28 protein-coding genes and 1 riboswitch are annotated in these 26,180 nt (G+C 61.6%); of the genes, 12 read left to right on the top strand and 16 right to left on the bottom strand.

Going from position 1 to position 26,180, the window contains the following annotated elements:
- Positions 1 to 48 precede the first annotated feature (48 nt).
- The 3 genes from ribBA to ribD all read right to left on the bottom strand — a co-directional run bounded on the left by ribBA (position 49) and on the right by ribD (position 3,073).
- Positions 49 to 1,164 carry a bifunctional 3,4-dihydroxy-2-butanone-4-phosphate synthase/GTP cyclohydrolase II gene (gene ribBA, locus ACOYNB_RS03160; protein WP_374255951.1) on the bottom strand — a complete coding sequence of 372 codons (1,116 nt, stop codon included), beginning with the start codon at positions 1,162 to 1,164 and terminating at the stop codon, positions 49 to 51.
- A gap of 114 nt (positions 1,165 to 1,278) precedes the next feature.
- Positions 1,279 to 1,914 (bottom strand): riboflavin synthase, encoded by a 636-nt coding sequence (locus ACOYNB_RS03155; RefSeq protein ID WP_422837660.1) that lies wholly within the window; start codon positions 1,912 to 1,914, stop codon positions 1,279 to 1,281.
- Between the two features lie 34 nt (positions 1,915 to 1,948).
- Positions 1,949 to 3,073, bottom strand: coding sequence for a bifunctional diaminohydroxyphosphoribosylaminopyrimidine deaminase/5-amino-6-(5-phosphoribosylamino)uracil reductase RibD (gene ribD / locus ACOYNB_RS03150; protein ID WP_422837659.1), 1,125 nt, complete (start codon positions 3,071 to 3,073; stop codon positions 1,949 to 1,951).
- 142 nt (positions 3,074 to 3,215) lie between these two features.
- On the opposite strand from ribD, the gene ACOYNB_RS03145 reads away from it, so the two are divergent.
- The 5 genes from ACOYNB_RS03145 to ACOYNB_RS03125 are packed head-to-tail and all read left to right on the top strand — an operon-like array spanning position 3,216 to position 6,305.
- On the top strand, positions 3,216 to 3,764 hold the full coding sequence (locus tag ACOYNB_RS03145; RefSeq protein ID WP_422837658.1) for a GspH/FimT family pseudopilin: 549 nt from the start codon (positions 3,216 to 3,218) through the stop codon (positions 3,762 to 3,764).
- Positions 3,752 to 4,255, top strand: a complete 504-nt coding sequence (gene pilV, locus ACOYNB_RS03140; protein ID WP_422837657.1) for a type IV pilus modification protein PilV — start codon at positions 3,752 to 3,754, stop codon at positions 4,253 to 4,255. Before ACOYNB_RS03145 ends, pilV begins: the two co-directional genes overlap by 13 nt.
- 6 nt (positions 4,256 to 4,261) lie before the next feature.
- The gene (locus ACOYNB_RS03135; protein ID WP_422837655.1) at positions 4,262 to 5,116 is read left to right on the top strand and encodes a PilW family protein; all 855 of its coding nucleotides are present in this window, start codon (positions 4,262 to 4,264) and stop codon (positions 5,114 to 5,116) included.
- On the top strand, positions 5,113 to 5,856 hold the full coding sequence (locus tag ACOYNB_RS03130; RefSeq protein WP_422837654.1) for a hypothetical protein: 744 nt from the start codon (positions 5,113 to 5,115) through the stop codon (positions 5,854 to 5,856). Before ACOYNB_RS03135 ends, ACOYNB_RS03130 begins: the two co-directional genes overlap by 4 nt.
- On the top strand, positions 5,853 to 6,305 hold the full coding sequence (locus ACOYNB_RS03125) for a type IV pilin protein (protein ID WP_422837653.1): 453 nt from the start codon (positions 5,853 to 5,855) through the stop codon (positions 6,303 to 6,305). The genes ACOYNB_RS03130 and ACOYNB_RS03125 overlap by 4 nt, the downstream gene beginning before the upstream one ends.
- Positions 6,306 to 6,315: 10 nt before the next feature.
- Here the strand turns inward: ACOYNB_RS03125 and nrdR are convergent, their stop codons facing one another.
- The 3 genes from nrdR to ACOYNB_RS03110 form a co-directional block, all read right to left on the bottom strand.
- Positions 6,316 to 6,801, bottom strand: coding sequence for a transcriptional regulator NrdR (gene nrdR, locus ACOYNB_RS03120; RefSeq protein WP_422837652.1), 486 nt, complete (start codon positions 6,799 to 6,801; stop codon positions 6,316 to 6,318).
- 94 nt (positions 6,802 to 6,895) lie between these two features.
- Positions 6,896 to 8,146: a serine hydroxymethyltransferase gene (gene glyA, locus ACOYNB_RS03115; RefSeq protein ID WP_422837651.1), complete on the bottom strand. Its 1,251-nt coding sequence runs from the start codon at positions 8,144 to 8,146 to the stop codon at positions 6,896 to 6,898.
- Between the two features lie 60 nt (positions 8,147 to 8,206).
- Positions 8,207 to 8,350, bottom strand: a riboswitch (ZMP/ZTP riboswitch).
- Positions 8,351 to 8,405: 55 nt separating this feature from the next.
- A complete protein-coding gene (locus ACOYNB_RS03110) occupies positions 8,406 to 9,341 on the bottom strand; it encodes a lytic transglycosylase domain-containing protein (RefSeq protein ID WP_422837687.1) in 936 nt (311 codons plus the stop codon).
- Positions 9,342 to 9,751: 410 nt separating this feature from the next.
- On the opposite strand from ACOYNB_RS03110, the gene ACOYNB_RS03105 reads away from it, so the two are divergent.
- Positions 9,752 to 11,341 carry a UbiD family decarboxylase gene (locus tag ACOYNB_RS03105; RefSeq protein WP_422837650.1) on the top strand — a complete coding sequence of 530 codons (1,590 nt, stop codon included), beginning with the start codon at positions 9,752 to 9,754 and terminating at the stop codon, positions 11,339 to 11,341.
- A gap of 208 nt (positions 11,342 to 11,549) precedes the next feature.
- Here ACOYNB_RS03105 and ACOYNB_RS03100 read toward each other — a convergent pair whose 3' ends face one another.
- Positions 11,550 to 12,425, bottom strand: a complete 876-nt coding sequence (locus tag ACOYNB_RS03100; protein ID WP_422837649.1) for a YdcF family protein — start codon at positions 12,423 to 12,425, stop codon at positions 11,550 to 11,552.
- A gap of 57 nt (positions 12,426 to 12,482) precedes the next feature.
- On the opposite strand from ACOYNB_RS03100, the gene msrA reads away from it, so the two are divergent.
- Positions 12,483 to 13,052: a peptide-methionine (S)-S-oxide reductase MsrA gene (msrA, locus tag ACOYNB_RS03095; protein WP_422837648.1), complete on the top strand. Its 570-nt coding sequence runs from the start codon at positions 12,483 to 12,485 to the stop codon at positions 13,050 to 13,052.
- Positions 13,053 to 13,058: 6 nt separating this feature from the next.
- Here msrA and pdxH read toward each other — a convergent pair whose 3' ends face one another.
- A complete protein-coding gene (gene pdxH, locus ACOYNB_RS03090) occupies positions 13,059 to 13,709 on the bottom strand; it encodes a pyridoxamine 5'-phosphate oxidase (protein WP_422837647.1) in 651 nt (216 codons plus the stop codon).
- A 257-nt stretch (positions 13,710 to 13,966) separates the two neighbouring features.
- Between pdxH and ACOYNB_RS03085 the strand changes: the two genes are divergently transcribed.
- Together ACOYNB_RS03085 and ACOYNB_RS03080 are read left to right on the top strand one after the other, a co-directional pair.
- Positions 13,967 to 14,491 (top strand): NTP transferase domain-containing protein, encoded by a 525-nt coding sequence (locus ACOYNB_RS03085; RefSeq protein WP_422837645.1) that lies wholly within the window; start codon positions 13,967 to 13,969, stop codon positions 14,489 to 14,491.
- A gap of 198 nt (positions 14,492 to 14,689) precedes the next feature.
- Positions 14,690 to 15,364, top strand: coding sequence for a hypothetical protein (locus tag ACOYNB_RS03080; protein ID WP_422837644.1), 675 nt, complete (start codon positions 14,690 to 14,692; stop codon positions 15,362 to 15,364).
- Between the two features lie 179 nt (positions 15,365 to 15,543).
- On the opposite strand, the gene ACOYNB_RS03075 is transcribed toward ACOYNB_RS03080, so the two are convergent.
- The 4 genes from ACOYNB_RS03075 to tyrS form a co-directional block, all read right to left on the bottom strand.
- Positions 15,544 to 16,179: an outer membrane protein gene (locus ACOYNB_RS03075; protein ID WP_422837643.1), complete on the bottom strand. Its 636-nt coding sequence runs from the start codon at positions 16,177 to 16,179 to the stop codon at positions 15,544 to 15,546.
- 29 nt (positions 16,180 to 16,208) lie between these two features.
- Complete coding sequence (locus ACOYNB_RS03070; protein WP_422837642.1) at positions 16,209 to 17,351, bottom strand: OmpW/AlkL family protein; 1,143 nt, start codon at positions 17,349 to 17,351, stop codon at positions 16,209 to 16,211.
- Between the two features lie 119 nt (positions 17,352 to 17,470).
- The gene (locus tag ACOYNB_RS03065) at positions 17,471 to 18,298 is read right to left on the bottom strand and encodes a PEP-CTERM sorting domain-containing protein (RefSeq protein ID WP_422837641.1); all 828 of its coding nucleotides are present in this window, start codon (positions 18,296 to 18,298) and stop codon (positions 17,471 to 17,473) included.
- Between the two features lie 237 nt (positions 18,299 to 18,535).
- Complete coding sequence (tyrS, locus tag ACOYNB_RS03060; RefSeq protein ID WP_422837640.1) at positions 18,536 to 19,792, bottom strand: tyrosine--tRNA ligase; 1,257 nt, start codon at positions 19,790 to 19,792, stop codon at positions 18,536 to 18,538.
- Positions 19,793 to 19,951: 159 nt separating this feature from the next.
- Between tyrS and ACOYNB_RS03055 the strand changes: the two genes are divergently transcribed.
- Entirely contained in the window at positions 19,952 to 21,373 is a 1,422-nt protein-coding gene (locus tag ACOYNB_RS03055; protein WP_422837639.1) for a peptidoglycan DD-metalloendopeptidase family protein, read from the top strand.
- Positions 21,370 to 22,515 (top strand): anhydro-N-acetylmuramic acid kinase, encoded by a 1,146-nt coding sequence (locus ACOYNB_RS03050; RefSeq protein ID WP_422837638.1) that lies wholly within the window; start codon positions 21,370 to 21,372, stop codon positions 22,513 to 22,515. Before ACOYNB_RS03055 ends, ACOYNB_RS03050 begins: the two co-directional genes overlap by 4 nt.
- A gap of 25 nt (positions 22,516 to 22,540) precedes the next feature.
- Here ACOYNB_RS03050 and erpA read toward each other — a convergent pair whose 3' ends face one another.
- From erpA to rplM, 4 genes are all read right to left on the bottom strand, one after another.
- Complete coding sequence (gene erpA, locus ACOYNB_RS03045; protein ID WP_422837636.1) at positions 22,541 to 22,918, bottom strand: iron-sulfur cluster insertion protein ErpA; 378 nt, start codon at positions 22,916 to 22,918, stop codon at positions 22,541 to 22,543.
- 96 nt (positions 22,919 to 23,014) lie between these two features.
- Positions 23,015 to 24,052: an N-acetyl-gamma-glutamyl-phosphate reductase gene (gene argC, locus ACOYNB_RS03040; protein ID WP_422837635.1), complete on the bottom strand. Its 1,038-nt coding sequence runs from the start codon at positions 24,050 to 24,052 to the stop codon at positions 23,015 to 23,017.
- A gap of 114 nt (positions 24,053 to 24,166) precedes the next feature.
- On the bottom strand, positions 24,167 to 24,559 hold the full coding sequence (gene rpsI, locus ACOYNB_RS03035; protein ID WP_374255922.1) for a 30S ribosomal protein S9: 393 nt from the start codon (positions 24,557 to 24,559) through the stop codon (positions 24,167 to 24,169).
- An 11-nt stretch (positions 24,560 to 24,570) separates the two neighbouring features.
- Positions 24,571 to 24,999, bottom strand: coding sequence for a 50S ribosomal protein L13 (gene rplM, locus ACOYNB_RS03030; protein WP_374255921.1), 429 nt, complete (start codon positions 24,997 to 24,999; stop codon positions 24,571 to 24,573).
- Between the two features lie 414 nt (positions 25,000 to 25,413).
- On the opposite strand from rplM, the gene ACOYNB_RS03025 reads away from it, so the two are divergent.
- A complete protein-coding gene (locus ACOYNB_RS03025; protein ID WP_422837634.1) occupies positions 25,414 to 26,121 on the top strand; it encodes a GNAT family N-acetyltransferase in 708 nt (235 codons plus the stop codon).
- The last annotated feature ends 59 nt before the right edge of the window (positions 26,122 to 26,180 follow it).

Here is a 26,180-nt window from a genome sequence, read left to right as displayed (position 1 = left end):
ATCAAATCAAAAGAGCAATGGGGCGGCCAACGCCGTCCGCCCTGCGGATCAGTGTGGCGGGTCGAGCAAGTCGCCGGCAGCCGTCAGGAAACCGGTGACTTCCAGGCCATAGCCCACCATACTGGGCATGCGCTGCTGGTTGCCCATCAGGCGCATGCGTTGCACACCCAAGGTGCGCAGAATTTGCGCCCCGACCCCATAGGTGCGCAAGTCCAGGGGCTGCTTGGCGGCTTGTTGCGGCGCCGCCGGGAGCATTCGCTCCAGCAGACGCTCGGCTTCGTCGCCCGCATTCAGCAGCACCAGCACGCCGCGGCCTGCTTCGCGCACTGCAGCCAGCGCCTTGGGCAAAGCCCAGGAGTGACTGCGGTTGCCTGCATCCAGCCAGTCCATGACCGACAAAGGCTCGTGCACACGCACCAGCACCTCGTCAGCGGGAGTCCATTCACCAAGGCTCAAGGCCAGGTGCAACGCGCCGGTGCGGTCACGGAACACGTTGGCATTGAAGGGGCCTTCGGGGGTTTCCATCGTGCGCTGTCCCACGCGCTCGATGAGAGATTCGTTGCGGCTGCGGTACTGGATCAGATCCGCAATGGTGCCGATCTTCAGACCGTGCTCCTTGGCGAAAATCTCCAAGTCTGGCAGACGCGCCATCGTGCCGTCGTCGTTCATGATCTCGCAGATCACGGCCGACGGCGTCAGCCCCGCCATGCGGGCCATGTCGCACCCAGCTTCAGTATGACCTGCGCGCATCAGCACGCCTCCATCCTGCGCCTGCAGCGGGAAGATGTGACCAGGCTGCACCAGGTCTTCCGGCTTGGCATCACGAGCCACAGCGGCCTGCACCGTGCGGGCACGGTCAGCGGCAGAGATCCCGGTGGTCACGCCCGTGGTCGCCTCGATCGACACGGTGAACGCCGTGCCGTGCTTGGTGCCATTGCGGGTCGCCATCGGTGGCAACTGCAAGGTCTCGCAGCGCTCACGCGTCAGCGTCAGACAGATCAGACCACGACCAAACTTGGCCATGAAGTTGATGGCTTCAGGCGTGACGTGGTCAGACGCCAGGACAAGATCGCCCTCGTTTTCGCGGTCTTCTTCATCCACAAGGATGACCATGCGACCGGCAGCGAGTTCGGCAATCAGCTCGGGAATGGGAGAGATGGGCATCCTCACATTGTAGGCGGGCCGGGCACCAGTTTGGCGCCAGCCCTGTCAGGCGCCCCTCAGAAATCAGGCCTAATCTTCCCGATTTGGCCTGTTTCACACGGTGAGCAACGCCCCTCAGGCACCCAGCTTGCCGTCGGCGCGCAACATGCGCTCCACATAACGCGCAATGAGGTCCACCTCCAGGTTCACCTTCGCGCCGGCCTTCAGGTCACCCAAGGCGGTGTTCTCGATGGTGTGCGGGATCAGGTTGATGCTGAACACACAACTGCCGCTGGCATTGTCGGCCACGCTGTTGACCGTCAGGCTGGCACCATTGACCGTGACGGAGCCCTTGTACGCCAGGAAGCGCGACAGGGTCTGCGGGGCACGGATCTGGAGCAGCCACGACTCGCCCACCGGCTCAAACACCACCACGTCACCCACATCATCGACGTGTCCGGTGACGATGTGACCGCCCAAACGGTCATGCGAACGCAGGGCTTGCTCCATGTTGACACGCCCCGTGCGGTCCAGCCCCACCGTGCGGGCCAGGCTTTCGGCCGACACGTCAATGGTGAACCGACCCGCGGCCACATCAAAGCTGGTCACCGTCATGCAGGCGCCATTGATGGCGATGCTGTCGCCCAACCCGACGCCATCCAGATAGCCCGCAGGGGTTTGCAAGGTCAGACGACGACCATGGCTGGCGTCCGAGCCCAGAGGTTGGGAATCCACGATCTGGCCTACGCCAGTGATGATGCCGGTGAACATGTATACGAACCTGTTTCAAAAAGAAGAACGAACGTCAGAACTGCTCGCGCCCGTCCGGTCGGGCGATGATACGCAGGTCATCGCCCACTTGCTCAACCGAGTGGAATCGCAAGGTCAGCGCATCGGCCACGCGGGCCAGGGGCGACAAGGCCGCCAGCGCCCGCCCCGGACCGATGAGCTTGGGCGCCACGTACAGCAGGTATTCATCGACCCACCCGCCTTCGATCAGGGCCGCATTGAGTCGGGCACCCGCCTCCACGTGCAACTCATTGACACCGCGCGCGACCAGGTCGGCCATGACCGCCCCCAGATCCAACCGCTGCCCCGAGGCATCTGCGGGCAACACTTGCACCGATGCGCCGAGCGCCAGCAAGGCATGCCGCTGCGCCACAGCCTCACGCCCCCCCTCGTCGGCCAGACCATACACCAACGCTTCCCCCGGCGACTGCAGCAAGCGCGCCTGAGGCGGCAGGCGCCAGTGCGAATCCAGTACCACCCGCAAGGGCTGACGCGCTACCTCGATTGCCCGGACATCCAGTCGGGGATCGTCATCCAATGCAGTGCCAATGCCCGTGAGCACAGCCCCAGCCCGCGCGCGCCAACGCTGACCGTCTGCCCGTGCAGCATCGCCGGTGATCCACTGGCTGTCGCCGTTGTCGAGCGCGGTGCGACCATCGAGGGAACCTGCGATCTTCATGCGCACCCATGGCCGCTGACGCACCATGCGCGACAGGAAACCCATGTTGAGTTCGCGCATCGCCACCGCTTGCGGATGCTGCGGCGACAAGGTCTCGACCTGGATGCCAGCTTCGCGCAGGCGCATCACGCCCTGCCCCGCCACCAAGGGGTTCGGATCCATCAAGACCACGACCACACGCGCCACATTCGCACGCACCAACGCGTCCGCACACGGTGGGGTGCGTCCGTGATGTGAGCACGGCTCGAGCGACACATAGGCCGTGGAACCCGCCGTGTTGCGTCCACGCGCCTGTGCATCGCGCAGCGCCATGACTTCGGCATGCGGGCCACCAGCCTGCTGCGTGTGACCTTCGCCAATCACCTGACCGTCCGGCCCCACCAACACACAGCCCACACGCGGATTGGGGTCTGACAGCCCCACGGCCTGGCGCGCCAACGCCACGGCGCGGCTGATATGCACATCACGTTCCATCACGGTTTCAACACCCAATCCTTGCTCTGAACCATCCCCCGGCGGGGCGTGACGATTTTGACGCAGGCCCATCATTCCTTTGGGGGAAACCTGCACACAAGCCACAACGACCGCACAACAATGCGCGCCCATGATGACAACTCATGAAAAACAGCGCCAGCCAGGGTGGACCTTGGTGGAGTTGCTGTGCACCCTCGGTATTCTGGCCATTGTGGCCGCACTCGCCACCCCATCCTTGCAAGGCTGGGTGGCCCGGCACACGGTGACCACTCAGACCAGCACACTCACATCGGCCTTGCGGTTGGCCCGATCCGAAGCCATCCGACGGGGTCAACGGGTGAGCCTCTGCGCAGCCACCGGGGACCCCAACTCACCCCGCTGCCAGACCCGCGCCCGAGACTGGTCCAAGGGCTGGCTGGTGTTTGTCGATGAAGGCGCCACCCCTCGCCAATGGGATGAGGGCGAACAATTGATCGCCGTTCAGGATGCACTCAGAGGGGTGACCATCACCCTCCCTTCCAATCAAGCCAGTGTGAGCTTCACGGCCAGCGGACTCGCCCTGTCCGACAACAGCAGCTTTGATGTGTCACCCATGATCGTCTCAGCAGCCACCGCACATTGCGTGCGTGTGGGTACCTCTGGGCGGATCCGTATCCAGGAAACGCCATGCGCCAGCTGAACCGAGGCGGTAGCCTGATCGAAGCCTTGGTGTCGACCGTGTTGCTGTCGATGGGCGCGGTCGGAATGCTGGGCATGCAAGGTCGCGCCCTGGCATATGGGCATGACAGCCAATCGGTCATTGCCGCCACGCTGCTGGCACAAGACCTGGTGGCACGCATCCGCGCCAATCCGCCCGAAGACCTGTCCAGCAGCCCGTATCTGCACCCGGATGCGGGACTGACCGATGCAGCCGAACACATCACCTGCCATCAAGCCGATACCCACTGCACGCACGCCCAACTGGCCGCGGCCGACCTGCGTCAATGGCTCGAGGCCCTGACGCAGCAGCTCAGCGACGGGGCGGCCCATGTGCAACTGGATACCGAACACGTGGACGTGTGGGTGGCATGGCGCGGCAGCGAAGGCAGCGAACCATCCGGCGCAGCGTGCCCACCGGGTCACACCCTGCACGCTGGAGCGCAATGCGTGCACCTGCAGAGCCCATGGTGAGACAACATGCGCGTGGCATTCACTCATCGCGTGCGTCACCATCGGGGCGTAACCCTGCCTGAATTGATGATCGGGCTGGCCTTGGGACTGCTCATCAGCGCAGCCGCCCTGGGCTTGCTGTGGGGCAGCGAACGCACACAGCGCACCGCGCGCGCACTGGCGCAAATGAGCGAGGACGCCAGCTTGGCCCACCAGATCTTGCGCCACCACCTGTTGCTCGCGGGCTGGCAGATGCCTGCCGGCGAATCGCCTGGCGCCCGCCCCATGGCGGTGTTCGCCTGCCAAGGCGGGGTCAGTGCTGACACCGAGGCTGCGCCGATGACCGACTGGCGTTGCCTAGACACGAGCGGCCCCGACGCCTTGATCGTGCGCTACGAAGCAGACCGCCACAACACGCTGCCCACGGTCGACCATGAACCCACAGACTGCCTGGGACACCACGTCGACCCAATCCCATCTGAAACGCCTGACGCGCTCCCCCACACCTGGGTCGACAACCGCTTCGTGGTGAAGGCAGGTGCCTTGCGTTGCAAAGGCCCAGGCCTGGGCCCCGCGCAGCCGATGGTGGACAACATTCTGGACATGCAGATTCAACTGGGATTGAGCGCAGAACCCGGCTCGTCCCCAGGCACCTCGCGCGTCATGCATTACCTGTCACCACACGACATGGGGCCCGTCGGACATGCGCGCTGGCAGCGGGTACGCGCCGTACGCATCTGCCTGATCGTACGCAGCCCCACGCCGCTCACCGACGCCCCCAGTACCTACCCAGGTTGCGACGGACGCACCCAAACCGCTCCCACGCCCCACCTGTACCGCAACTACACCCAAACGGTGCTGCTCCCGAATGTCGCGCCATGATGAACCGCACACGCCTCATACACCTCCATCGACCGCTGGCCTCACCCTGGGTGCGCGGCATCAGCCTCTTGGTGGTGCTCGTGGTGCTGGCTCTGCTCAGCCTGGGCGCAGCGAGCATGATGCGACAAACCATTGAAGGCGACCTCATCAGTCAGCACATCCGCATGGAAAGCCTGGCACACGCGGCGGCGGAGGAGGCCCTGCATCACTGCGAAGCAGCGGCCATGAGCAGCCCGGCGCGCATCAACCCAATCCCGTCCTCAGGCAGCCCGGCATGGCAAACGATGGCGCATTGGCTGCCCAGCCACCCGGCCTATCGGGCGCACACGGTCACCGTCACCACCCCTACCGTCCCGGCCCCGCAATGCATGGCGGAATGGACGTCAACCTCACCACGCCCTTTCATGTTGATCACGGCACGCGGCTTCAGCCCCGATTACGTCGCCAGCAGAACCGGCCTCACCGAGCGAGGCACCGTCGTATGGCTCCAAACCGTCTGGCACGTACCCGCTCCCCGTATTCCTGACGAGCCCACCAGCACCGGTGGCGCGGCCCCGCCAACAGACGCTCCCACCTCGACAGTCGCCATCGAGGCGCCCTCGGCAGCCAGTGCGGTACGCATCCGCGAATCGGTGACGCTCCCTGCGGAGGGGGAACCCGCCGACGTGCCTGACACCGCCCCTGCAGCACCCCCACAGCGTCTGGCCTGGCGCGTGCTGATCAACCCACCCCGCCCATGACTTTGCCAACTGCACCTGCCCGCATGCCCCCAAAAGGCTGGACCTTGCCAGAAGTGCTGATCACGTTGACGCTGGTGGGCATCCTGTCCGCCCTGGCTTACCCGAGCTATGCACAGCATCTGGCACGGGGCCATCGCGTCGAGGCACGACGCGCCCTGCTGGAGGCCGCGCATCACCTGCTGCGCCTGCACGCCATGCAACATCAACTGGATGACTCGTCCGACGGGGGAACACCCAACCTGCCCGCCACCTTGCGCCAGACACCGCCCAGTGGGGGGGCCGTCTACCGACTGCGCGTTGCACGCGTCAGCGCACACACCTTTGAGGTCGAAGCCGCCCCCGAGCCATCAGGGCCCATGGGTCGCGACCCTTGCGGCGCCCTCGTCATCGATGATTTGCTGCGCCTGCGTCACACTGGCGCCGCATCGGCCAGCCTGTGCGCCCGCTAGCGCCCCGCAGTCAGTCCTCGTCGCCCGATGCGTCCTTGGCCGAGCGTTTGGTGCCAGTCTCTTTGATGGCCGCCACAAACTCGCTGACGTCATCGAAGCTGCGATACACCGAGGCAAAGCGAACGTAAGCCACCTTATCGAGCTTGCGCAGTTCGCGCATCACCCACTCACCCAACTGGGTCGAGTTGACTTCCTTCTCGCCGCACTGACGCAGCTTGGCCTCAATCGCCTCCAGCGCACTCTCCAGCGCTTCGGCGCTCACGGGCCGCTTGCGCAGGGCGATCATCAACGAGCCTTTGAGCTTGGCTCGGTCGTAGTCCGTGCGACGGCCGTCGCGCTTGACGATGGCGGGCATGTCGATTTCGGCACGCTCGTAGGTCGTGAAACGCTTGTCACACCCATGGCACCTGCGACGGCGGCGGATCGAATCCCCCTCATCTGAGTCGCGGGTTTCCACAACCTGGGTCTCCAGGTGCCCACAAAACGGACAGCGCATGGCGTCGGTACTTTCTGTCTGTAACTTGTAAAAAACCCGGCGAGGACCAAAGGCCCCGGCCGGGTTCATCGCATCGCTAGAGCGAAAGCGTCAATCAGCGATACACGGGGAACTGACGGGTCAGTTCAGCCACTTGCGAACGCACGCGGGCGATGACAGCCTCATCCTGAGGATTGTCCAGCACGTCGGCGATCAGGTTACCGACCAGCACCGCTTGCTCTTCCTTGAAACCACGAGTGGTCATGGCAGGCGAGCCCAGACGGATACCCGAAGTCACGAAAGGCTTCTGAGGATCGTTGGGGATGCCGTTCTTGTTGCAGGTGATGTGAGCCTGCCCCAGGATCGCTTCCGCTTCCTTGCCAGTCAGGTTCTTCGGACGCAGGTCCACCAGCATGACGTGGCTTTCGGTACGACCCGACACGATGCGCAGGCCACGCTGAGTCAGCGTGTCAGCCAGGGCCGCAGCGTTCTTCACGACTTGCTGTTGGTAAGCCTTGAACTCAGCCGATGCGGCTTCCTTGAACGCCACGGCCTTGCCGGCGATGACGTGCATCAGCGGACCGCCCTGGATACCAGGGAAGATGGCCGAATTGATCTTCTTGGCGATTTCTTCGCCGCGCATCAGGATGATGCCGCCACGAGGGCCGCGCAGGCTCTTGTGCGTCGTCGACGTGACCACGTCAGCAAACGGCACGGGGTTGGGGTACACGCCTGCAGCGATCAGACCGGCATAGTGGGCCATGTCGACCATGAAGTAGGCACCGACTTCCTTGGCGATCTTGCCGAAACGCTCAAAGTCGATGCGCAGCGCGAAGGCGGATGCACCGGCGATGATCAGCTTGGGCTTGTGCTCACGTGCCAGGGCTTCCATCTTGTCGTAGTCGATGTCTTCGGCTGCGTTCAGACCGTAGGACACCACGTTGAACCACTTGCCCGACATGTTCAGCGGCATGCCGTGGGTCAAGTGACCGCCTTCGGCCAGGCTCAGGCCCATGATGGTGTCACCGGGTTGCAGCAGACCGAAGAACACGGCCTGGTTGGCTTGCGAACCGGAATTGGGCTGAACGTTGGCGTATTCGGCGCCGAACAGGGCCTTCAGACGATCGATGGCCAGTTGCTCGACCACGTCGACGTTCTCACAGCCACCGTAGTAGCGCTTGCCGGGATAGCCTTCAGCGTACTTGTTGGTCAGCTGAGAGCCTTGGGCCTCCATCACGGCCGGTGAGGTGTAGTTTTCAGAAGCGATCAGCTCGATGTGATCTTCCTGACGCTGGTTCTCAGCCTGGATGGCTGCAAACAGCTCGGGGTCAACGTTGGCAATGGTATGTTGGGCTCGGTCAAACATGACTTGGCAGTCCTCTTCAAGGTTGAAGTCCCGCAGCACTGATCAACGTGGATCAGGTGTGAGGGCTGCCCAGGCGAACGGCTGACTCAGCCCAGGCATTGGAAGCCCCTAGGGCTGGCCGCGCTTCCCGGTGGTTCACCACCTCAGGCATCACCTTTCCATCAGGAAAAGCCATGCCATGTATCGCCAGTTGCGCAGCAGAAAGAATTGTAGCGGACTGGCCCGTTTTCGCGCCAGTCACACGTCCAGACAAACAGAATCAGGGCGCCAGCAGGGCCACGTGCTCCACTTGTCGGCTGGCCGGTGCAGACGGACCGGCCTCGGGCTGGTGGGCATCGGTCGCACCGTGGGTCCCACGCTGTGCGTCAACGTCCACCTCGGCGCCGCGAGACTGGACCAGCGCCTGAATCGGCGTGGCCTGTGGCAACGGCGAATTCACAGCGACCTTCTGACCGGCCGCGACCTGGCGCAGAAACGCACGCTCGGCCAACACTTTGGCACCGTAGCCACCGTCGTCCGCCATGTTGGCGGCGCCGACATAGGCCTTCAGGCCGCCTTCCAGGCTGCCAGCACGACGGATACAGTCCTTGAGCACCTGAGCACCCACGCGCAGATTCGTCACGGGGTCAAACGCCGCGGCCATGCCCCCAAAGATCTGGTACTTGTCGTGGTGGACACGGGTCATCACCTGCATCAGGCCTTGGGCACCCACATGGCTTTGGGCGAAGGGATTGAATCCCGACTCCACGGCCATGACGGCCAAGACCAGGGTCGGCTCGACACCCACACGACGGCCCACGTCCCATGCCTCTTGCACCAGACGGCTCACGGGTTCAGGCGCCACGCTGTAGCGACGCGCCAGCCAGTAGGCAACATTGGCCTGCTGACGGTTCAAATCAGCCGGATTGGCGGCTGTGGCACGCTGGATGGCATCCGGCTCGGCCATGGCCAACAGCACTTCGTCTGCTTCTTCACCGTCAGCCGATGCATGCGTCCCAGCGCGCACGGCGGCACGCTCGGTCAACCAACTGAGGGCACGACTTTCCAAGCCGTGACGCATGTCCACGCGCCCGGCCAGAAACACCACCGCCACCACCGCAGCCAGGCCCAACATGGCCAGCGCGTTGTGGCTGACACGGCGCATGCCCGTCAACACGTCTTGCAAAAAGAGTGACACCACCCCGAGCCAAGTCATGCGCTGACTGACGCGGGCCTTTTCAGAGTTCGACACTTCTGTCGATTTCGCGGCGACCGATTGGCCATCCGCTGCACGAACACACGCTGTCATGGTTCTCCTTTCCTCGCCATCGCCCTCCTCGTCATCTGGCTGGATCCAACCAGCGCGACAACTCCGAAAGCGGCAGTGATAATGGCCCCGGCAAAACAATGGTGGGCGCCGTGCAAAAGCGCTCTCACCACCACGACATGACCCGTCTACGTCAACAGGCCGAACAAAACGCCAGGGCTGGCAGCGTTGCGCCTACAAGATGAGGCGCAAGGGGAAACCCGGTAAAAAAATGTGACCGGATCCAACGAGGCCGGATTCTAGGCAAGCCTGAAATAACCAGTCAAGCATAAAGACTTGAATCTTTATAACTTTAAACAATGAAATACCGTGATTTGCGGGACTTCGTGTCCGGTCTGGAAAAGCAAGGTGAGTTGCACCGCGTGGCAACGCCGGTCTCTGTTCACCTCGAGATGACCGCACTCAGCGACAAGATCTTGCGGGCGGGCGGCCCGGCGCTGTGGTTCGATCACCCCACCGGTGCGGCCGGTGCAATGCCACCCAAACGTTACAACTATCCGGTGCTGGCCAACCTGTTCGGCACCCCCAGGCGCGTGGCCATGGGCATGGGCGCCAGTGATGTCAGTGAATTGCGTGACATCGGGCACATCCTCGCCAGCCTGAAAGAGCCCGAACCACCTCGCGGCCTCAAAGACACCGGCAAGTTGCTGCAAATGGCCAAGGCCCTGTGGGACATGAAGCCCAGCACCAGCCGCAGCGCCCCCTGCCAGGCCGAAATCCGCCAAGGCAGTGAGGTGGACCTCACCGAGCTCCCCATCCAACATTGCTGGCCCGATGACGCGGCCCCCCTGCTGACCTGGGGCTTGGTGGTGACTCGGGGACCTCAAAGCGTGCCCAATCCGCGCCGCCGACAGAACCTGGGCATCTACCGCCAACAACTCATCAGCAAAAACCAGCTGATCATGCGTTGGCTGGCGCATCGCGGTGGCGCACTGGACTTCCGGGAGTTCGCACTGGCCAACCCCGGCAAGCCTTTCCCGATTGCGGTGGCCTTGGGAGCCGACCCCGCCACCATCCTGGGCGCGGTCACGCCGGTCCCCGACTCCTTGAGTGAATACCAGTTTGCCGGTTTGCTGCGCGGCAGCCGCACCGAGGTGGTCAACACCGCCGTGGGCGAAGACGACCAATACCTGCAGGTTCCCGCCAGCGCCGAGTTCGTGCTGGAGGGCCATATTCCCACCGCGCCCGTCGGTTTCAAGGGCGTGAGTGAACACGGCGTGCCCTTGATGGAGCGAGGCGGGTACCTGCATGCCCTGGAAGGCCCGTTTGGCGACCACACCGGCTATTACAACGAACAGGACTGGTTCCCGGTGTTTGAGGTGACCCGCCTGACCAACCGCACCAATCCGGTTTACCACTCCACCTACACCGGCAAACCGCCGGACGAGCCGGCCGTGCTGGGGGTGGCACTCAACGAGGTCTTTGTCCCGATCCTGCAAAAGCAGTTTCCTGAAATCGTGGACTTCTACCTGCCCCCGGAAGGGTGCAGCTACCGCATGGCCATCATCAGCATGAAGAAGGCCTATGCAGGGCACGCCAAGCGCCTGATGTTTGGTCTGTGGAGCTTCTTGCGTCAGTTCATGTACACGAAGTTCATCGTCATCGTGGACGACGATGTCAACATCCGCGACTGGCAAGAGGTGATCTGGGCCATCACCACACGGATGGACCCTGTGCGCGACACCACGCTGGTCGACAACACACCCATCGACTATCTGGATTTTGCGTCGCCCATCAGTGGCTTGGGCGGCAAGATGGGGCTGGATGCCACGAACAAGTGGCCGGGTGAAACCAACCGCGAGTGGGGACGCACCATCACCATGCCCACCGAGGTGGATCAGCGGGTCGAAGCACTGGTGGGCAGCATCCTGGGACAAGCGGAAAAGTGAGCAATATGCCCGCCACGCGGGCTGCCCGCGTGTAACAGCCCTTGCGCGGCCGGCGGCCTTCCCCTAATCTGGAAACACCTGCCAAGCAGGTACTTCAAAGGGACGCAGTCTCCTGCGTTTTGGGAAGTGGTGGACTTTCCCCTCTGCCCTTTCCTCGGACGGCCCGCGCGCCGCTCCAACCCCCGGCTTAGCCCGGGGGTTTTCGTTTTCAGCTTCCCACGGCCCAGCCCAGCCACTCTTTAAGGGCCAGATGCACGCGCGCCATGCCCTCTGCCGAAGGCAACCAATCCAGCCCCGGACGCTCGGTGCGCCGCCAAAAGCCCATGGGCGCATCGGTCACCTTGATGACTGGCCACTCTGGATGGGCGACAGCAGCCGTTTGCACCGCTTCGACAAATGCACGATGCGCACGCCGCATGTGATACGCCTCAGTCACCACCACGACTTCTGCCACGCCCTGCTGCGCCAGCATGGCCACCGTCAAGGCCGCATTACCGCGCGTATCACTGGAATGCGGTTCGACCCATGTCATCGGCACACCGTAGACCTGATCAGCAATGCGTGCGGCCACTTCAGCCTCAGCAGGACCGGGGTTGCCACCGACCTGAGCCCACCCAATGCCGCCACTGGCCCCCAAGGGCAGGCCGGTACGTCGACTCAGCCACGCACCGTATCGCAGACGCTGGGCCGCTGGCGCAGTCAAATCGGACACGCCATACTCGTAAGAGATCGGCTCGCGCCCAGCCCCCAGCACGATGATGGCGGCCTGCGGCACTGCACCGGGAACCGCCCCTGCGCGCGTGGACTTGCGGCCATTGTTCGCCCCTCGCCCCGCCTGCTCCAATCTCTCCAGTGCCTCGCCCCGCAAAGCCTCAGGCGGCTTCAACACAAATTGCTGTAGCCACACAGCCGTGACTTGGGTTGACGAGAACCAAAGCCCCATCAAGCCCAAAAGCACAAACAGATACCCCAGACCTCTTCGCGGCAAGATCAGTCGAGCCCCCACCAAGGTCAGCAGAATGAAGGGGACAGGCGGCAAAGCCAGCGCTGTCAAAAGGGGCTTGTAGATGGCCCAATCCGTCATGGACACTTCTCCTGCAATCTTGAAGATGCAATCAGTCTAAGCACAAGCTGTACCCCCATGGAAACAAACTGCTCTCAGACCACCGAGACACGTCACGAACTCGCCACGCTGGCGGGGGGGTGTTTTTGGTGCCTGGAAGCCGTATTCAGTCAACTGAAGGGTGTGCTGCACGTGGAATCCGGCTACAGCAATGGACACCACCCGCGCCCCACTTATGAGGACGTGTGCACGGGCGAAACAGGGCACGCCGAGGTCGTCCAAATTACTTTTGATCCGACTGTCATCCGCTTTACCGACTTGCTCACCGTTTTTTTCGAGACGCATGACCCGACCACACGGAATCGGCAAGGGCATGACGTCGGCACGCAATACCGGTCCGGCATCTATACCCACTCTCCCGAGCAAGCTGACCAGGCCAGAGAGGTCATCCGAAATTTGACCGATTCAGGTGCCTACACTGGATCAATCGTGACGGAGGTTCACCCCGTCACCAACTATCACCCGGCGGAGGCCTTTCACGCCCGCTACGCCGAACGCAACCCTGAGCAAGGCTATTGCGTGTATGTGGTAGCGCCGAAGGTCGCCCATTTTCGGCAACGCTTCGGTCACTGGCTCCAAAACGCCTGAGCGGGCTCAGGGCGCCAAACGCTGCGTCAACCACGTGCCATCTGCTTGCAGGCGGTATTCGATTCGGTCATGCAAACGTGAAGGACGTCCTTGCCAGAACTCCCAGCGATCCGGGATCAGGCGGAAACCACCCCAATGCGCTGGACGAGAGGGATTGTCACCCAAACTGGCCTGCTGCGCTTTCCACGCCTCTTCCAGCACTTCCCGGTTGGGCAGCACGGCGCTTTGCTGAGAGGCCCACGCACCAATACGTGACCCCAACGGGCGGCTTTGGTAATACTCATCGGACTCGGCGTCACTGACCCGCTCCACCCGACCTTCAATGCGCACCATGCGCTCCAACTCCCCCCAGAAGAACTGCATCGCGGCATAGGGATTCGCTGCCAGATCTTGCCCTTTTCGGCTCTGGTAATTCGTGAACCAGACCAAGCCGCGCTCATCGGCCCCCTTGAGGAGCAGCACGCGCGTCGACGGACGCCCCTGCGCATCGGCCGTCGCCAACGTCATGGCATTGGGCTCCAGCACTTTGGCGTGCATGGCGGCATCAAACCAATGGTGGAACTGATCCAGTGGTTCGGCCCGCACATGCGCCTCATCCAGTTCAGCCCGCTCATAACTTTTGCGCATTTGCGCGAGATCGTGAGGTGTTTTGTTCATAGTTTGAGTATCAATCGGCTTCATTCACACCCCAAATGACCCGGATCAAACCTTGTCTCGGGTATGCACTTAAGTGATGGTGCGGTGGTGCGGTGCAACAAAACAAGTCACAGTTTGTAGCACAGCCAGAGACAGCCAACATGTCTACTTTGCCCACGCTCATTATCCTTGCCGACCCATGCAGTTGGCCAAGGAAACATGCTGCGCTGCCTCCCGAGGGCATCCACCAGCATGAACCTCGCCCCCCTCAAGATTCGGTGCCAGCCATCGACTTGGTGCGCTGCGGCATGTCCACGGGCATGCACGTGATGCTGGTCGGCCCAACAAGCATCACCACCCACGCGCAAACCAGCCTGCCGCCAGATCAGTTGGTCACATTGCCCGGCATTTGGGGTCACGAATACACATCGCAAGACATCCTGGTCCAGGGGCTGAGCGCGGCTGTATTGGCCAGCGCCAATGCACCGGCCTGGATTCTGCTGCCCGCCGACATGCCAAAGCTCCAGCACGCCACGCTAACGCAGTTGGCTGATGCCGTGATTCACCAACATCCGATTGCCCACACGGAGTACCGCTGCCAGCGTGGTCGCCCAGTGGGGTTCTCATCGGAATTCTTCTCTGAACTGATCAGCTTGCGCGGGGAACGCGACCTGCACCGGCTTCAGGCGCGCTATCCATCCAAGGCCGTTGCAGTGAGCGATCCGGGTGTCTTGATGTCGCTCGAGGCCCGCGCCTCATCGGGCGCCCCATCCCATCACAGAACGGCCGCGACCACCCGTTAAACAACGCCCCGTAATATCCCTGATGACGCCCCGTTAAAACCCAGCCCCGGATTACCCTGAAATTGGTTTATTTCCCGACAAACGGGGGCCCTTAACCCCGCAGCTGAGGGAGGCGCCAGAAACCAGCGACAAGCACCATAACTCCTGTCACATGTTCGCTTTGCACACTGCAAGCACAACCCCCCTGAGGAGTCACTGATGCGCATCCTGTCCATGCCCAAAGTCACCATCGTCGCCGCCATGTTGGCAGCCGCTTGCGGTTCTGCAAACGCGCTGACGATCCCCACCAACGCTATGGTTGCTGACTCCATTCAGCAGTTCTCCACTGACGCGCTGGACTCCTTCGCCACGTTCAAAGTGACCGTCGCCCCTATGGGCAACGCGACGCCTGGCACCACAGAGGGCTCCTTCGTTCTGCCCGTAACCAGCATCAGCATCAACCTGAGCGGTTTGAAGATTGCAGGCGGCGCCGCCACGGGTTCTGCTCTGGAATTCTCGCGTGTGCGTCTGGGCACCAAGGTCGGCCTGACACTGGCGAACTTCAACATCAACTATCTGACACAGCAAGTGCTGGCCGACACCACCGTGATCGGCAGCGGCACCACCAACGCTCAGACCCCGATCTACAACTTCCAGCGCGTCACCCCCCTGTCGCTGAAGTACCAGTTCCCCCTGAACATCTCGATGACCGAGACCCTGGGTTCGCTGTACCTGACCCCCGAAGCTGTTGACGCCTTTGCTGCGGGCCTCATGCTCCCCAACTACGCTCGCGCTGTGATCGAAGCCATTGACTTCGGCACGCTGTTCCAGGACATCAAGGTGAAGTTCCGCTCCAAGCCGGTCTCGAACAAGCCATACGTTCCAGCACTGTGATGCACAGCGGCGCCCAGTGCGCCGCCGTTATCACCAGAGCCCGGCTGATGCCGGGCTTTTTCTTTGGGCACGACTCACTCGCCAACGCCCCACCGGCACGATCAACGCGGACTCTCTGACCATGAAAAAAGGGGCTTACGCCCCCTCTTTTGGTTCAGTTCAGGCTCAATCCAAATGGGTCAGAAGGTCTTCTCCAGCCCCAGGCCCATCGATTGTGCTGATCCCTTCTTCCCATTCACTTCGAACTGCGTGGCATCGAAGGTGCCCACAATCTTGATCCACTGAGGGACATCAAACTCCACTCCCAAGCCCACATAAGGGCGCAAATGGCTCTCGCTGCGACTACCTGTGCTCAAGCCATCCAGAGTGCGCTTGACGGTCGTGGTCACATAAGCCGCACCAGCACGCGCAGCCACAGACAGATTGGTCGTCACAGGGAAGTGCATCACCGCAGCAATGGTCAAAGCATCCGACTGTGTGCGGGCGGTCGTTGGGACAGTCACTGGCGTCACGATGGTTTGATCATCCGGATCAAACACGTAGCTTGTGGCCGTACCCACCGTCTTGGCTGTACCCAACTTCATGTAGCCGAACTCCACCGCGTCGACCGCACCAATCCCAAGGTCGATACGGGACGCTTCACTCAATCGGCTTCCAAAATAAATGCGGCCCCCATTGGCCTTGCGGTCGCACGGCACAGAGGCCTCACAGGGGATGTCCAGCCGGGTCAGCGCCAGAACGGCGCCCGCATACCCTTCTGCATGAACCGACGACACCGCAGCACTCATTGCGGCCAACACAAACAAACGCTTCATATCGAGCCTTCAAAAAATCAAAGTCGTCATCAGAATTTGCGGCCCACGCTCAGCATGAACATGGTGTTATCGAGCACCGTGCTCTGCTTGCGGACGTAGGTTCCCAAATTGCAGTTGTCGCGGCCGTCGCGATACTTGGCCAACATGCACATGACAGCGGTGGTCGTGGAAACGGCCTCACCAGTTGCACGATCACGCACATTCAAGGCCTCACCTGCATCCAGCGCACCGCGAACGGCGGCACCGTAAGCGGACAACACCTCACTGTTTCCTGTGATGGTCGTGTTGCGCGTGGTCAGCGTTGCCTCGGTCTTGTAACGCAGCTTGCCGATGTTCAGGCTGACATGCCAGTCATCGTCCACTTGCCACTTGGCACCGGCGAAAGGACCAACGCCAATGGCATTTTTCAGCGACACCGACGTGTCGTTCGGTCCTGCGCCGCCTTGGTAGGTATTGAGCGTTGCGGTCGCACGCGTGTCAAAAAACACAGCGTAAGAAGCACCGACCCCAACAAAGGGACGGAAGCGATCTTTGGCGTTACCGAAGTAGCGTCCCAGCACACCTGTGGGCGGCAGCATCTTGAGCTTGATGATTTCCCGACCGTTCAAATTGTTGGCACCGTCACCATAGACCGTGACGCGCAAAGGTGCAGCCAAAACATAAGCCTCGGCAAACCACGTGTAGTCGTCCGTCAGGAAGTAGCCCAAGCTGATCGCTGGCGTACCCACCATGGAAGACGAGCGGGCTTTGATACCGCACGGCGTACCCAAACCATTTCGCACAGCTTCGCAGCCATTGTCGGCATCCACCGTCATGGCGTCATTCAGCGTGGTGTTGATGTATTGCGTGCCAATCGACGCGCTGGTCGACAGGCCGGTATAGGGCACCAAACCCGCTGCGTAGTCAGTCGCATACTGAGTTCCTGGACCCATGTACGTCAGGACATCTCCGCGATTCACCACGGCGCCAGTCACATCATGTGCGTCACCCGATGTGGTCTTGACATTCGCCGAGATGTAGTTGAGGCGCATGAACATGCGCTCGCGCAAGGCAGGCTCAACCTTCGCAAAAATGGAACCCTTGCTGTCTTGAGCATGAGCCATCGACCCCAGTGCGGCCACACTCGAGACAGCCAGCACACCACACCATTTCGACAAGGTCGAAATCTTCATTTTTAACCCTCCAGCCACGCCGGCACTTCACCAACTCACGCGAAATACGAATGCGCTTCATCAAAAAAGTCGCCCGTAACAAGTACGGGCGACTTTCGTCAGGCAGCGCTCAACTGGTCTTACTTGGCAGCGCGGCGGCGAGCAACCAGGCTGATACCGACCAGACCCAGACCCATCAGAGCGTAGGTAGAAGGCTCAGGCACAGCCGGAGTCGTAGCAGCCTTGGCAACGGTGAAAGTCGAAGTCAGGGTGCCGAAATCGGTCGTAGCGGCCGAGTTGAAAGCGTTGAAACCGTTGGTCTTCAGATCCAGCGAAGCCTTGATGGCGTTGATCGCTGTCGAGGTCATGGTCAGACCAGAGAACACGTTGGTGTAGGTGCCAGCGCCAGTGATGGCGGTCGGGCCCGTCACGGTGGTGTAGGTCCAGGCAGCCACTTGAGTCAGGTTGGCCGAACCAGCAACGGTAGCCGTCGACGATGTGGCGCCAACGATGTCAGCGTAAATGGTCTTGGTGGCCAGGTTGATGTTCAGGTTGGTCACCGACACGGTGCCGCCACCCGAGATGCCCTTGACATAACCAGCGGTCTGGGTCGCACCGCCAGAGCTGCCTGCAGTCAGGATGGTGCCTGCAGCGTCAACGGTGAAAACCGAGACAGGCGCAGCAACGGACACGGCGGTGTACTCACCCACAGCACCAGTGATGGTGGGCACTGCAGCACCGGCAGCCGAGACAGCCACGTTGCCAGTGTTCAGCACGTCAACCAGCGAACCTTCGATGGTCCCTGTGGTGGCATCGTAGTTATCAAAGGTCAGGGTGCCCGTGCCACCAGTGATGTACAGACCGTTGAAGGTGCTGCTGCTGTTGCCAGCAGTCAGGGTAGCCGCGCCGGCAGCGCCTGCGGCAACGAAAGCAGCCGCGACCACGATGCTCTTGATTGCGAATTTCATGTCTTTCTCCACTTGAAAGCGGCCCTTTGAGTTTTCTCTGCTGTCTGAAGGCATCCGCGTATTCCTTCGACGTGCACAGACTTTTTTGTTTGTCTGTTCGTTCAAAGAATATCGAGGCCACCTACAGGTCACAACAGCGCCGCCCCCCGTGGTCACATGAAACGCATCAGGAAAACACTAGCTCCTTTTCAAACCCCCCGCATTCATGCGTAGGGGTAACACCCAGCTGTCAGGAAATCATCCTTTCAGGTGGACTTTCGCGAATTTGCGCTTGCCAACTTGCAGCACAAACGTGCCCGCTGGCAGCTTGAGACCCTTGTCGCTGACCGCTGTGCCGTCGACCTTCACGCCACCTTGCTCGATCATGCGAACGGCTTCGCTGGTGGAGGGCACCAGGCCGGCCTGCTTGAGCAACGCACCGATTCCCAGACCCTCAGCAGGCAGGGAGATGGTGACCTCTGGCAGATCATCCGGGATCCCACCACGTGCGCGATTCATGAAGTCAGCCAGCGCTGCTTCAGCCGCCTGAGCACTGTGGAAGCGCGCAACGATTTCCTGCCCCAGCAGGACCTTGGCATCGCGTGGATTGCGCCCCGACTCACACTCGGCCTTCAGCTTGGCGATCTCGTCCATCGGGCGGAAGCTCAGCAAGGTGAAGTACTTCCACATCAGGTCGTCGCTGATGCTCATCAACTTGGCGAACATCGAGTTCGGTGCTTCGCTGATGCCCACGTAGTTGTTCTTGGACTTGGACATCTTTTCGACGCCATCCAAGCCTTCCAGCAAGGGCATGGTCAGGATGCATTGCGCCTCCTGGCCGTACTCGGTCTGCAGGTGGCGCCCCATCAACAGGTTGAACTTCTGGTCCGTCCCGCCCAATTCGAGGTCCGACTTCAGCGCAACCGAGTCATAGCCTTGCATCAAGGGATACAAGAACTCGTGCACGCTGATGGACGTGCCAGCATGGAAGCGGTCATGGAAGTCATTGCGCTCCATCATCCGTGCCACGGTGTAGCGGCTGGCCAGCTGGATCATGCCGCGTGCGCCCAAGGCATCGCACCATTCGCTGTTGTAGCGAATTTCGGTACGGGCCGGATCCAGCACGAGGCTGGCCTGCTTGTAGTAGGTCTCGGCATTGACCTTGACTTGCTCGGGCGTCAAGGGCGGACGAGTGGTGTTGCGACCGGACGGGTCACCAATCAAGGACGTGAAATCGCCAATCAGGAAGATGACCTGATGCCCCAGATCCTGCAGTTGACGCAGCTTGTTGAGCACCACGGTATGACCCAAGTGGATGTCGGGCGCAGTCGGATCCAGGCCGAGCTTGATACGCAGCGGCACGCCCGTGGCTTCAGAACGCGCCAGCTTGCGAACCCATTCGTTCTCAGGCAAGAGCTCGTCGACACCACGCTGGGTAACAGCCAGAGCCTCCTTTACACGGTCGGTTACAGGAAATTCGGGCTGGGTTGCGGTGTTTTTTTCGGATTGAGACATATCTGACCAGCTGGTGAAAATCATGCCTGACACCCCCCTTCGTGGGGGCTATACTTGGCAGATTGTGGGTGTCCACAGGCGTGAGCCTTGGCTTCGTCTGAGGGCAGATTTTAGGGGAGAGCCTTCTCCCCGCCACCGGATCCGATGGGAATTCAAGTTTTGACCTCATTCAAGTTGTTCAAGGCCGGGCAGTTTTCTCCGCTGTCGACAGCGATCTCGGTGGCCACAGCCGTTCAATCCTTCGCGCACCGTCACCCCCGTCGCGTCAGTGCTGCGGTGCTGACGGTCTTGGCTGGCTCGGCCGTGACCGCATTCGGTGTGTCAGACTTGGGCGCCTTGCCGCCAGGCCCCGCACCCGTCATCACGCAAATCACCGAATCGGTTGAACCCAGTCAACTGGCTGCGCAAGTGCAGGCCATCGACAATCAATCGCTGACGCTCTACCGCAGCGAGCTCACCCGTCCGGCCGACACGGTCGACAGTCTGCTGAAGCGCTTGGGTGTGGACGATGCCGACGCTGCCCAGTTCATCCGGCATGACACGGTGGCCGCAAACCTGTTGAAGGGCCGTACCGGCAAAGCCATCAAGGCCTTGGTCGAAGACGGTCGTTTGCGCGAACTGATCGTCCGCGGCCCTGCCGGTGATGGCGACAACGAAACGCATTTCACTCGCCTGATCATTGAGCGCACGGCCAACGGCTTCACCGCCCGCCAGCAGATCGTGCCACTGGAAGTGCGTCAACAGTTGGTGTCCGGCACGATTCAATCTTCGCTGTTTGCTGCAGCCGATGACGCAGGCATGCCCGATGCCGTGACCACGCAGGTTGCTGAGATTTTTGGTAGCGACATCGACTTCCGCCGCGAACTGCGCAAGGGCGATACGTTCTCCGCACTCTACGAAGCCCACACCGCAGATGGTGAGCCCATCACTTGGGGACACGCATCCGGCAAGGTGCTGGCCGCGCGCTTCATCAACAAGGGTGAAACTCACGACGCTGTCTGGTATCAAGAGTCGGGCCGCAAGGGTGCGTACTTTGATCTGACCGGCAAGTCCAAAACCCGTGCGTTCCTGGCGTCGCCCTTGGCCTTCTCGCGTGTGACCTCGGGCTTTGCCATGCGCTTCCACCCGATCCAGAAAACCTGGAAAGCCCACTTGGGCGTGGACTTCGGCGCCCCGACCGGCACCCCCGTTCGCAGCGTCGGAAATGGCGTGGTGAGTTTCGCCGGTGTTCAGAACGGCTACGGCAACGTGGTTCAGATTCAGCACAACGGGGACCGCACCACGGTGTACGCCCACTTGAGCCGCATTGATGTCCGTCGCGGGCAGCGCATTGACCAAGGCGACCGCATTGGTGCTGTTGGCGCCACCGGCTGGGCCACCGGCCCGCACCTGCACTTCGAGTTCAAGGTCAATGGCAAGCAAATTGACCCGATGGTCATTGCCCGCGCCTCGGAAAGCCTGCAGCTGTCACCTCAGTCGCTGGGCGCTTTCAAGAAGGTTGCCACCACCGTGGCCCAGCGCCTCAACCAGGCCTCTGACTGGCACACCGCCGGCGCACAAACGGGCCCACGCTTCGAATGAAGCCGGACCTGCTCCCCTCAGCCCGCGCCAGCGGGCTTTTTTCTGAGTTGTACATCGGCTTGATGTCGGGCACCTCGCTGGACGGCGTCGATGGGGTGATCGCACGCACCACGCCTCACGGCTGGGAAACCGTGGCCCATCAACACCGCCCCTTCCCCAGCGCATTGCGCGACAGCCTGATGGCGCTGAACACGCCCGGGGCCGACGAATTGCATCGCAGCGCCTTGGCCGCGCAGGCATTGGCACGTATGTACGCAGAAGTTGTCGAGGCGCTGCTGACCGACTGCAGCCTGCCCGCCAGCGCCATCCAGGCAATCGGGGCACACGGGCAAACAGTGCGCCACCGGCCCGAACTCGGCTACACCTTGCAGATCAACCAGCCAGCGCTATTGGCCGAATTGACAGGCATCGATGTGGTGGCGGATTTTCGCAGCCGTGACGTGGCCGCAGGCGGCCACGGCGCTCCTCTGGTCCCCGCCTTCCACCAGGCGGTGTTTGCCCAGCCTACCCACACGGTGGCCGTGCTGAACGTAGGAGGCATGGCCAATGTCAGCATCCTGCGACCTGAACATGCGCCCTTGGGCTTTGATTGCGGCCCCGGCAACGCCTTGCTCGACCTCTGGTGTCACACGCACACCGGCCGCACCTTTGACGCCGATGGCGCCTGGGGGGCAAGCGGACAGGTCCATGCCGACGCCTTGCAGGCGGGATTGCAAGACCCGTTCTTTTTGCAAGCCCCCCCAAAAAGCACGGGGCGCGATCTGTTCAATCCCGACTGGCTGGCGCGCTGGCTGACCACATGGCCCCACGCTGCCGCGCCTGCTGATGTGCAAGCCACGCTGTGCGAGCTGACGGCACGCAGCGCCGCAGAGGCCATCCAGCAACATGCACCAGAAGCCAAGGAAGTGATTGTGTGCGGAGGGGGCGCCCTCAACGGCGACCTGATGCGCCGACTGAACAGACACCTCGCGGGTGCCAAGGTTCTGCGCTCTGACGAGCGGGGGCTGAACGTCATGCAGGTCGAAGCCGCCGCATTTGCATGGCTAGCTTGGACCCATGTGCAACGTCAGGCCGGCAATGTGCCAGCCGTCACGGGCGCCGCAGGACCACGCGTCCTGGGAGCCCTGTATCCGGCGCGCTGAGCACGCCGAATCATCTCGAGGTCGATTAGACCGAGAAGCTCGAACCGCAACCACAAGTGGTTTGCGCATTGGGATTGCGGATCACGAACTGCGCGCCTTCCAGATCGTCCTTGTAGTCGATCTCAGCGCCCACCAGGTACTGCAGGCTCATGGCATCGATCAGCAGGGTCACGCCATTCTTTTCCATCTTCGTGTCATCGTCGTTGGCGACTTCGTCGAAGGTGAAACCATACTGAAAGCCCGAGCAACCGCCACCCTGCACAAACACGCGCAGCTTCAGGTCAGGATTGCCCTCTTCGGCCACCAGTTCAGCCACTTTGCCAGCGGCTGCATCCGTGAAGATGATGGGTGCAGGCATGTCGGAAGCAAAGGATTCAGCGGCTTGATCAGCAACGGCGCTCATGGATATCTCCGTGGGGAATTCAATCGGTCTTGGACAGCCCGAATCATGACACGGCCGGGGTCGACCTTGCCATGAACACGGGCATTCATCGGTACATCAGGGCAACACCGGCACGCCGGTCAAGCCCAGGTGCTCATCGAGGCCACACATCAGGTTCATGCACTGCACAGCCTGACCCGAGGCCCCCTTGGTGAGGTTGTCTTCCACCACCAGCACCATGACGGTATCGGGCAAGGGACGGTGCACGGCAATGCGCACGGTGTTCGAGGCGCGCACCGAGCGGGTTTCCGGGGCGCTGCCAGCCGGCAGCACATCCACAAAACGCTCACCGCGGTAAGCCTCTTCGAACACCGTCTGCAGATCAGCCGCCTGCCCTGCGCTGTTCAGGCGCGCATACAGCGTGGAGTGAATGCCGCGGATGATGGGCAGCAGGTGCGGCACAAACAGGCAATTGACGCTGCTGTCGCCAGCGATGGCGCGCAACTGCTGATTGATCTCCGGACCGTGGCGATGGCCCTTCACGCCATATGCCTTGAAGTTGTCTGCAGCCTCAGGCAACAGGGTGTGCACTTCGGCCTTGCGACCTGCACCCGACACGCCGGACGCACAGTTGGCGATCAGTCCCGTGGTCTCGATCAGCTTGTTCTTGAGCAGGGGCGCAAAACCCAACTGCACCGAGGTGGGGTAGCAGCCCGGATTGCCGATCACGCGCGCACGCTTGATGGCCTCGCGGTTGATTTCAGGCAGACCGTACACGGCCTCGGACAAGATGTCCGGGCAGGTGTGCGCCATGCCGTACCACGTCTCGAACTCGGCCGTGTCTTGCAGACGGAAATCGGCGGCGAGGTCGATCACCTTGACGCCGGCCGCCAGCAACTCGCGGGCCTGCGCCATGGCAACGCCATGGGGCGTGGCAAAGAACACCACATCGCACTCCGTCAGCTTGGCATCATCTGGCGTCACAAAAGCCAGATCCACATGGCCGCGCAAGCTGGGATACATATCAGCCACCGGCATGCCCGCCTCTTTGCGCGAGGTGATGGCCTGAATCTGGACTTGCGGGTGCTGAGACAGCAAACGCAGAAGCTCCACACCGGTGTAGCCGGTTCCGCCGACGATGCCGACCTTGATCATGAGGTGTCCTTTAGGAAAATCAGGAAGGTATAAAGAATAAACCCGCCCGAGGCGCGGGCCTGGGGCGGGGTGCTGGAAACCGATTGTTTGACACAACCGGTCCAGGAAGTTCGATCAGCGCTTGCTGAACTGCTTACGACGACGAGCGCCGTGCAGACCGACCTTCTTACGTTCGACTTCACGAGCATCGCGAGTCACGAAGCCTGCGCGGCTCAGTTCGGACTTCAGCGTTGCATCGTAGTCGATCAGGGCACGGGTCACGCCGTGACGCACAGCGCCAGCTTGACCGGATTCGCCACCGCCGTGGACGTTGACCTTGATGTCGAAAGCTTCGACATTGTTGGTCAGCACCAGAGGCTGCTTGACGACCATGATCGAGGTCTGACGGCCGAAATATTGTTCAACAGGCTTGCCGTTGACGATGATTTGGCCAGTGCCCTTCTTGATGAAGACGCGGGCGACGGACGACTTGCGACGGCCGGTGCCATAGTTCCAGTTACCAATCATGTGGCCGCTCCTTAGATTTCCAGGGCCTTGGGCTGCTGGGCGGTGTGCGGATGCTCACTACCTGCGTAGACCTTCAGCTTCTTGATCATGGCGTAGCCCAGAGGACCCTTGGGCAGCATGCCCTTGACGGCCTTCTCGATGGCGCGGCCAGGATGCTTGGCTTGCATGTCCTTGAACTTCGTGGCGTAGATGCCGCCAGGGAAGCCAGAGTGACGGTAGTAGATCTTGTCGGTGGCCTTGGTGCCGGTGACGCGGATCTTGTCGGCGTTGACGATGACGATGTAGTCGCCGGTGTCCACGTGAGGCGTATAAATGGCCTTGTGCTTGCCGCGCAGACGGAGTGCCACTTCGCTGGCGACACGTCCGAGCACCTTATCGGTGGCGTCGATCACAAACCACTCGTGCGTCACTTCTGCCGGCTTGGCGCTGAAGGTCTTCATGAGATTTCCTAAGTAAAAAACTGGCTGACTGTCACCATTGGCACCTCTTCTTGGAAAGTGGAGGCCTCTCAAGCAACGAGCCACGGGCGCAAAAAAGTACAGCGCACCCGCAATCGCAAGTCACATTCAGCGCCAGCAAACGCCAACACCAACGCAACCTTCCCGGCAGCCATGTCGGGAATCGATCATTCTAGCTGGATTTTCATCAAGCCCGCAAGCACCCTGACGCGCAGCAACCCCACCAGTCTTAACGCAACACAAAAAAAGACCAGAATTGGACTACCAGGCACCAACTTGAAGCATTAAGCGCCTTGCGACAGGCACAATATTCACCTAGCATCCGGGTTAACCCTGACCATGTTGCGACGCAACATGCCGATGCCACAGAGGTGTCTGGGCAAGAAAGGGGTCGACATGACCGCCACAAAACCATCAGAAGAGTTGGATCGCTTTGGCTTGGGCCCACAAGGGGGCATGGTGACCCATGCGCGCCCGCGCCTGCCCGATGGATGGATCCCGATTCGGGATCTGCATGCACGCCATCGCAAGCGCATCCTGGACCACCTGCTGCAACTGGATGAGCATGATCGCTATCTGCGCTTTGGCTTCCAGGCCACCACGCAGCAAATGACCCAGTACGTGGCCTCGATCGATTTCAAGCGCGACGAAGTCTTCGGCATTTTCGACAAGCACCTGCATCTGGTCGCGGTGGCGCACCTGGCTGCCATGCCCGAAAAGCAAGCAGGCAGCGTGGACTCCACCCATCGGGGTCGCGCCATGGAGTTTGGCGTGTCCGTGCTGCCCGCCGGGCGAGGCAAGGGCCTGGGCCTGCGCCTGTTCATGCACGCCATCACGCACGCTCGCAATCAACACGCCAGTCACCTGATGATTCACGCACTGAGCGAAAACGCCCCCATGCTGCGCATTGCCACCAAAGCCGGCGCTGCGCTGGAATATGACGATGGGCAAGACGCTGAAGCGTGGCTGAAACTGCCCCCCGACACCATGAAGACCCACCTCAACAGCTCGCTGCAGTCTCTGGCGGCCGAGGTGATTTACCGGGTGAAGTACCGCGCCATCCACATCAGCGATTGGTTGCGGATGCTGATGTCCACCAACTGACACTCATCAGGCCCCCACAATGAACAAAGCCACGTCCGCAAGGAACGTGGCTTTGTGTT

This window comes from Aquabacterium sp. (assembly GCF_049317225.1).
GTDB lineage: Bacteria > Pseudomonadota > Gammaproteobacteria > Burkholderiales > Burkholderiaceae_C > Aquabacterium.
This window is presented reverse-complemented; position numbering and strand designations above follow the sequence as displayed.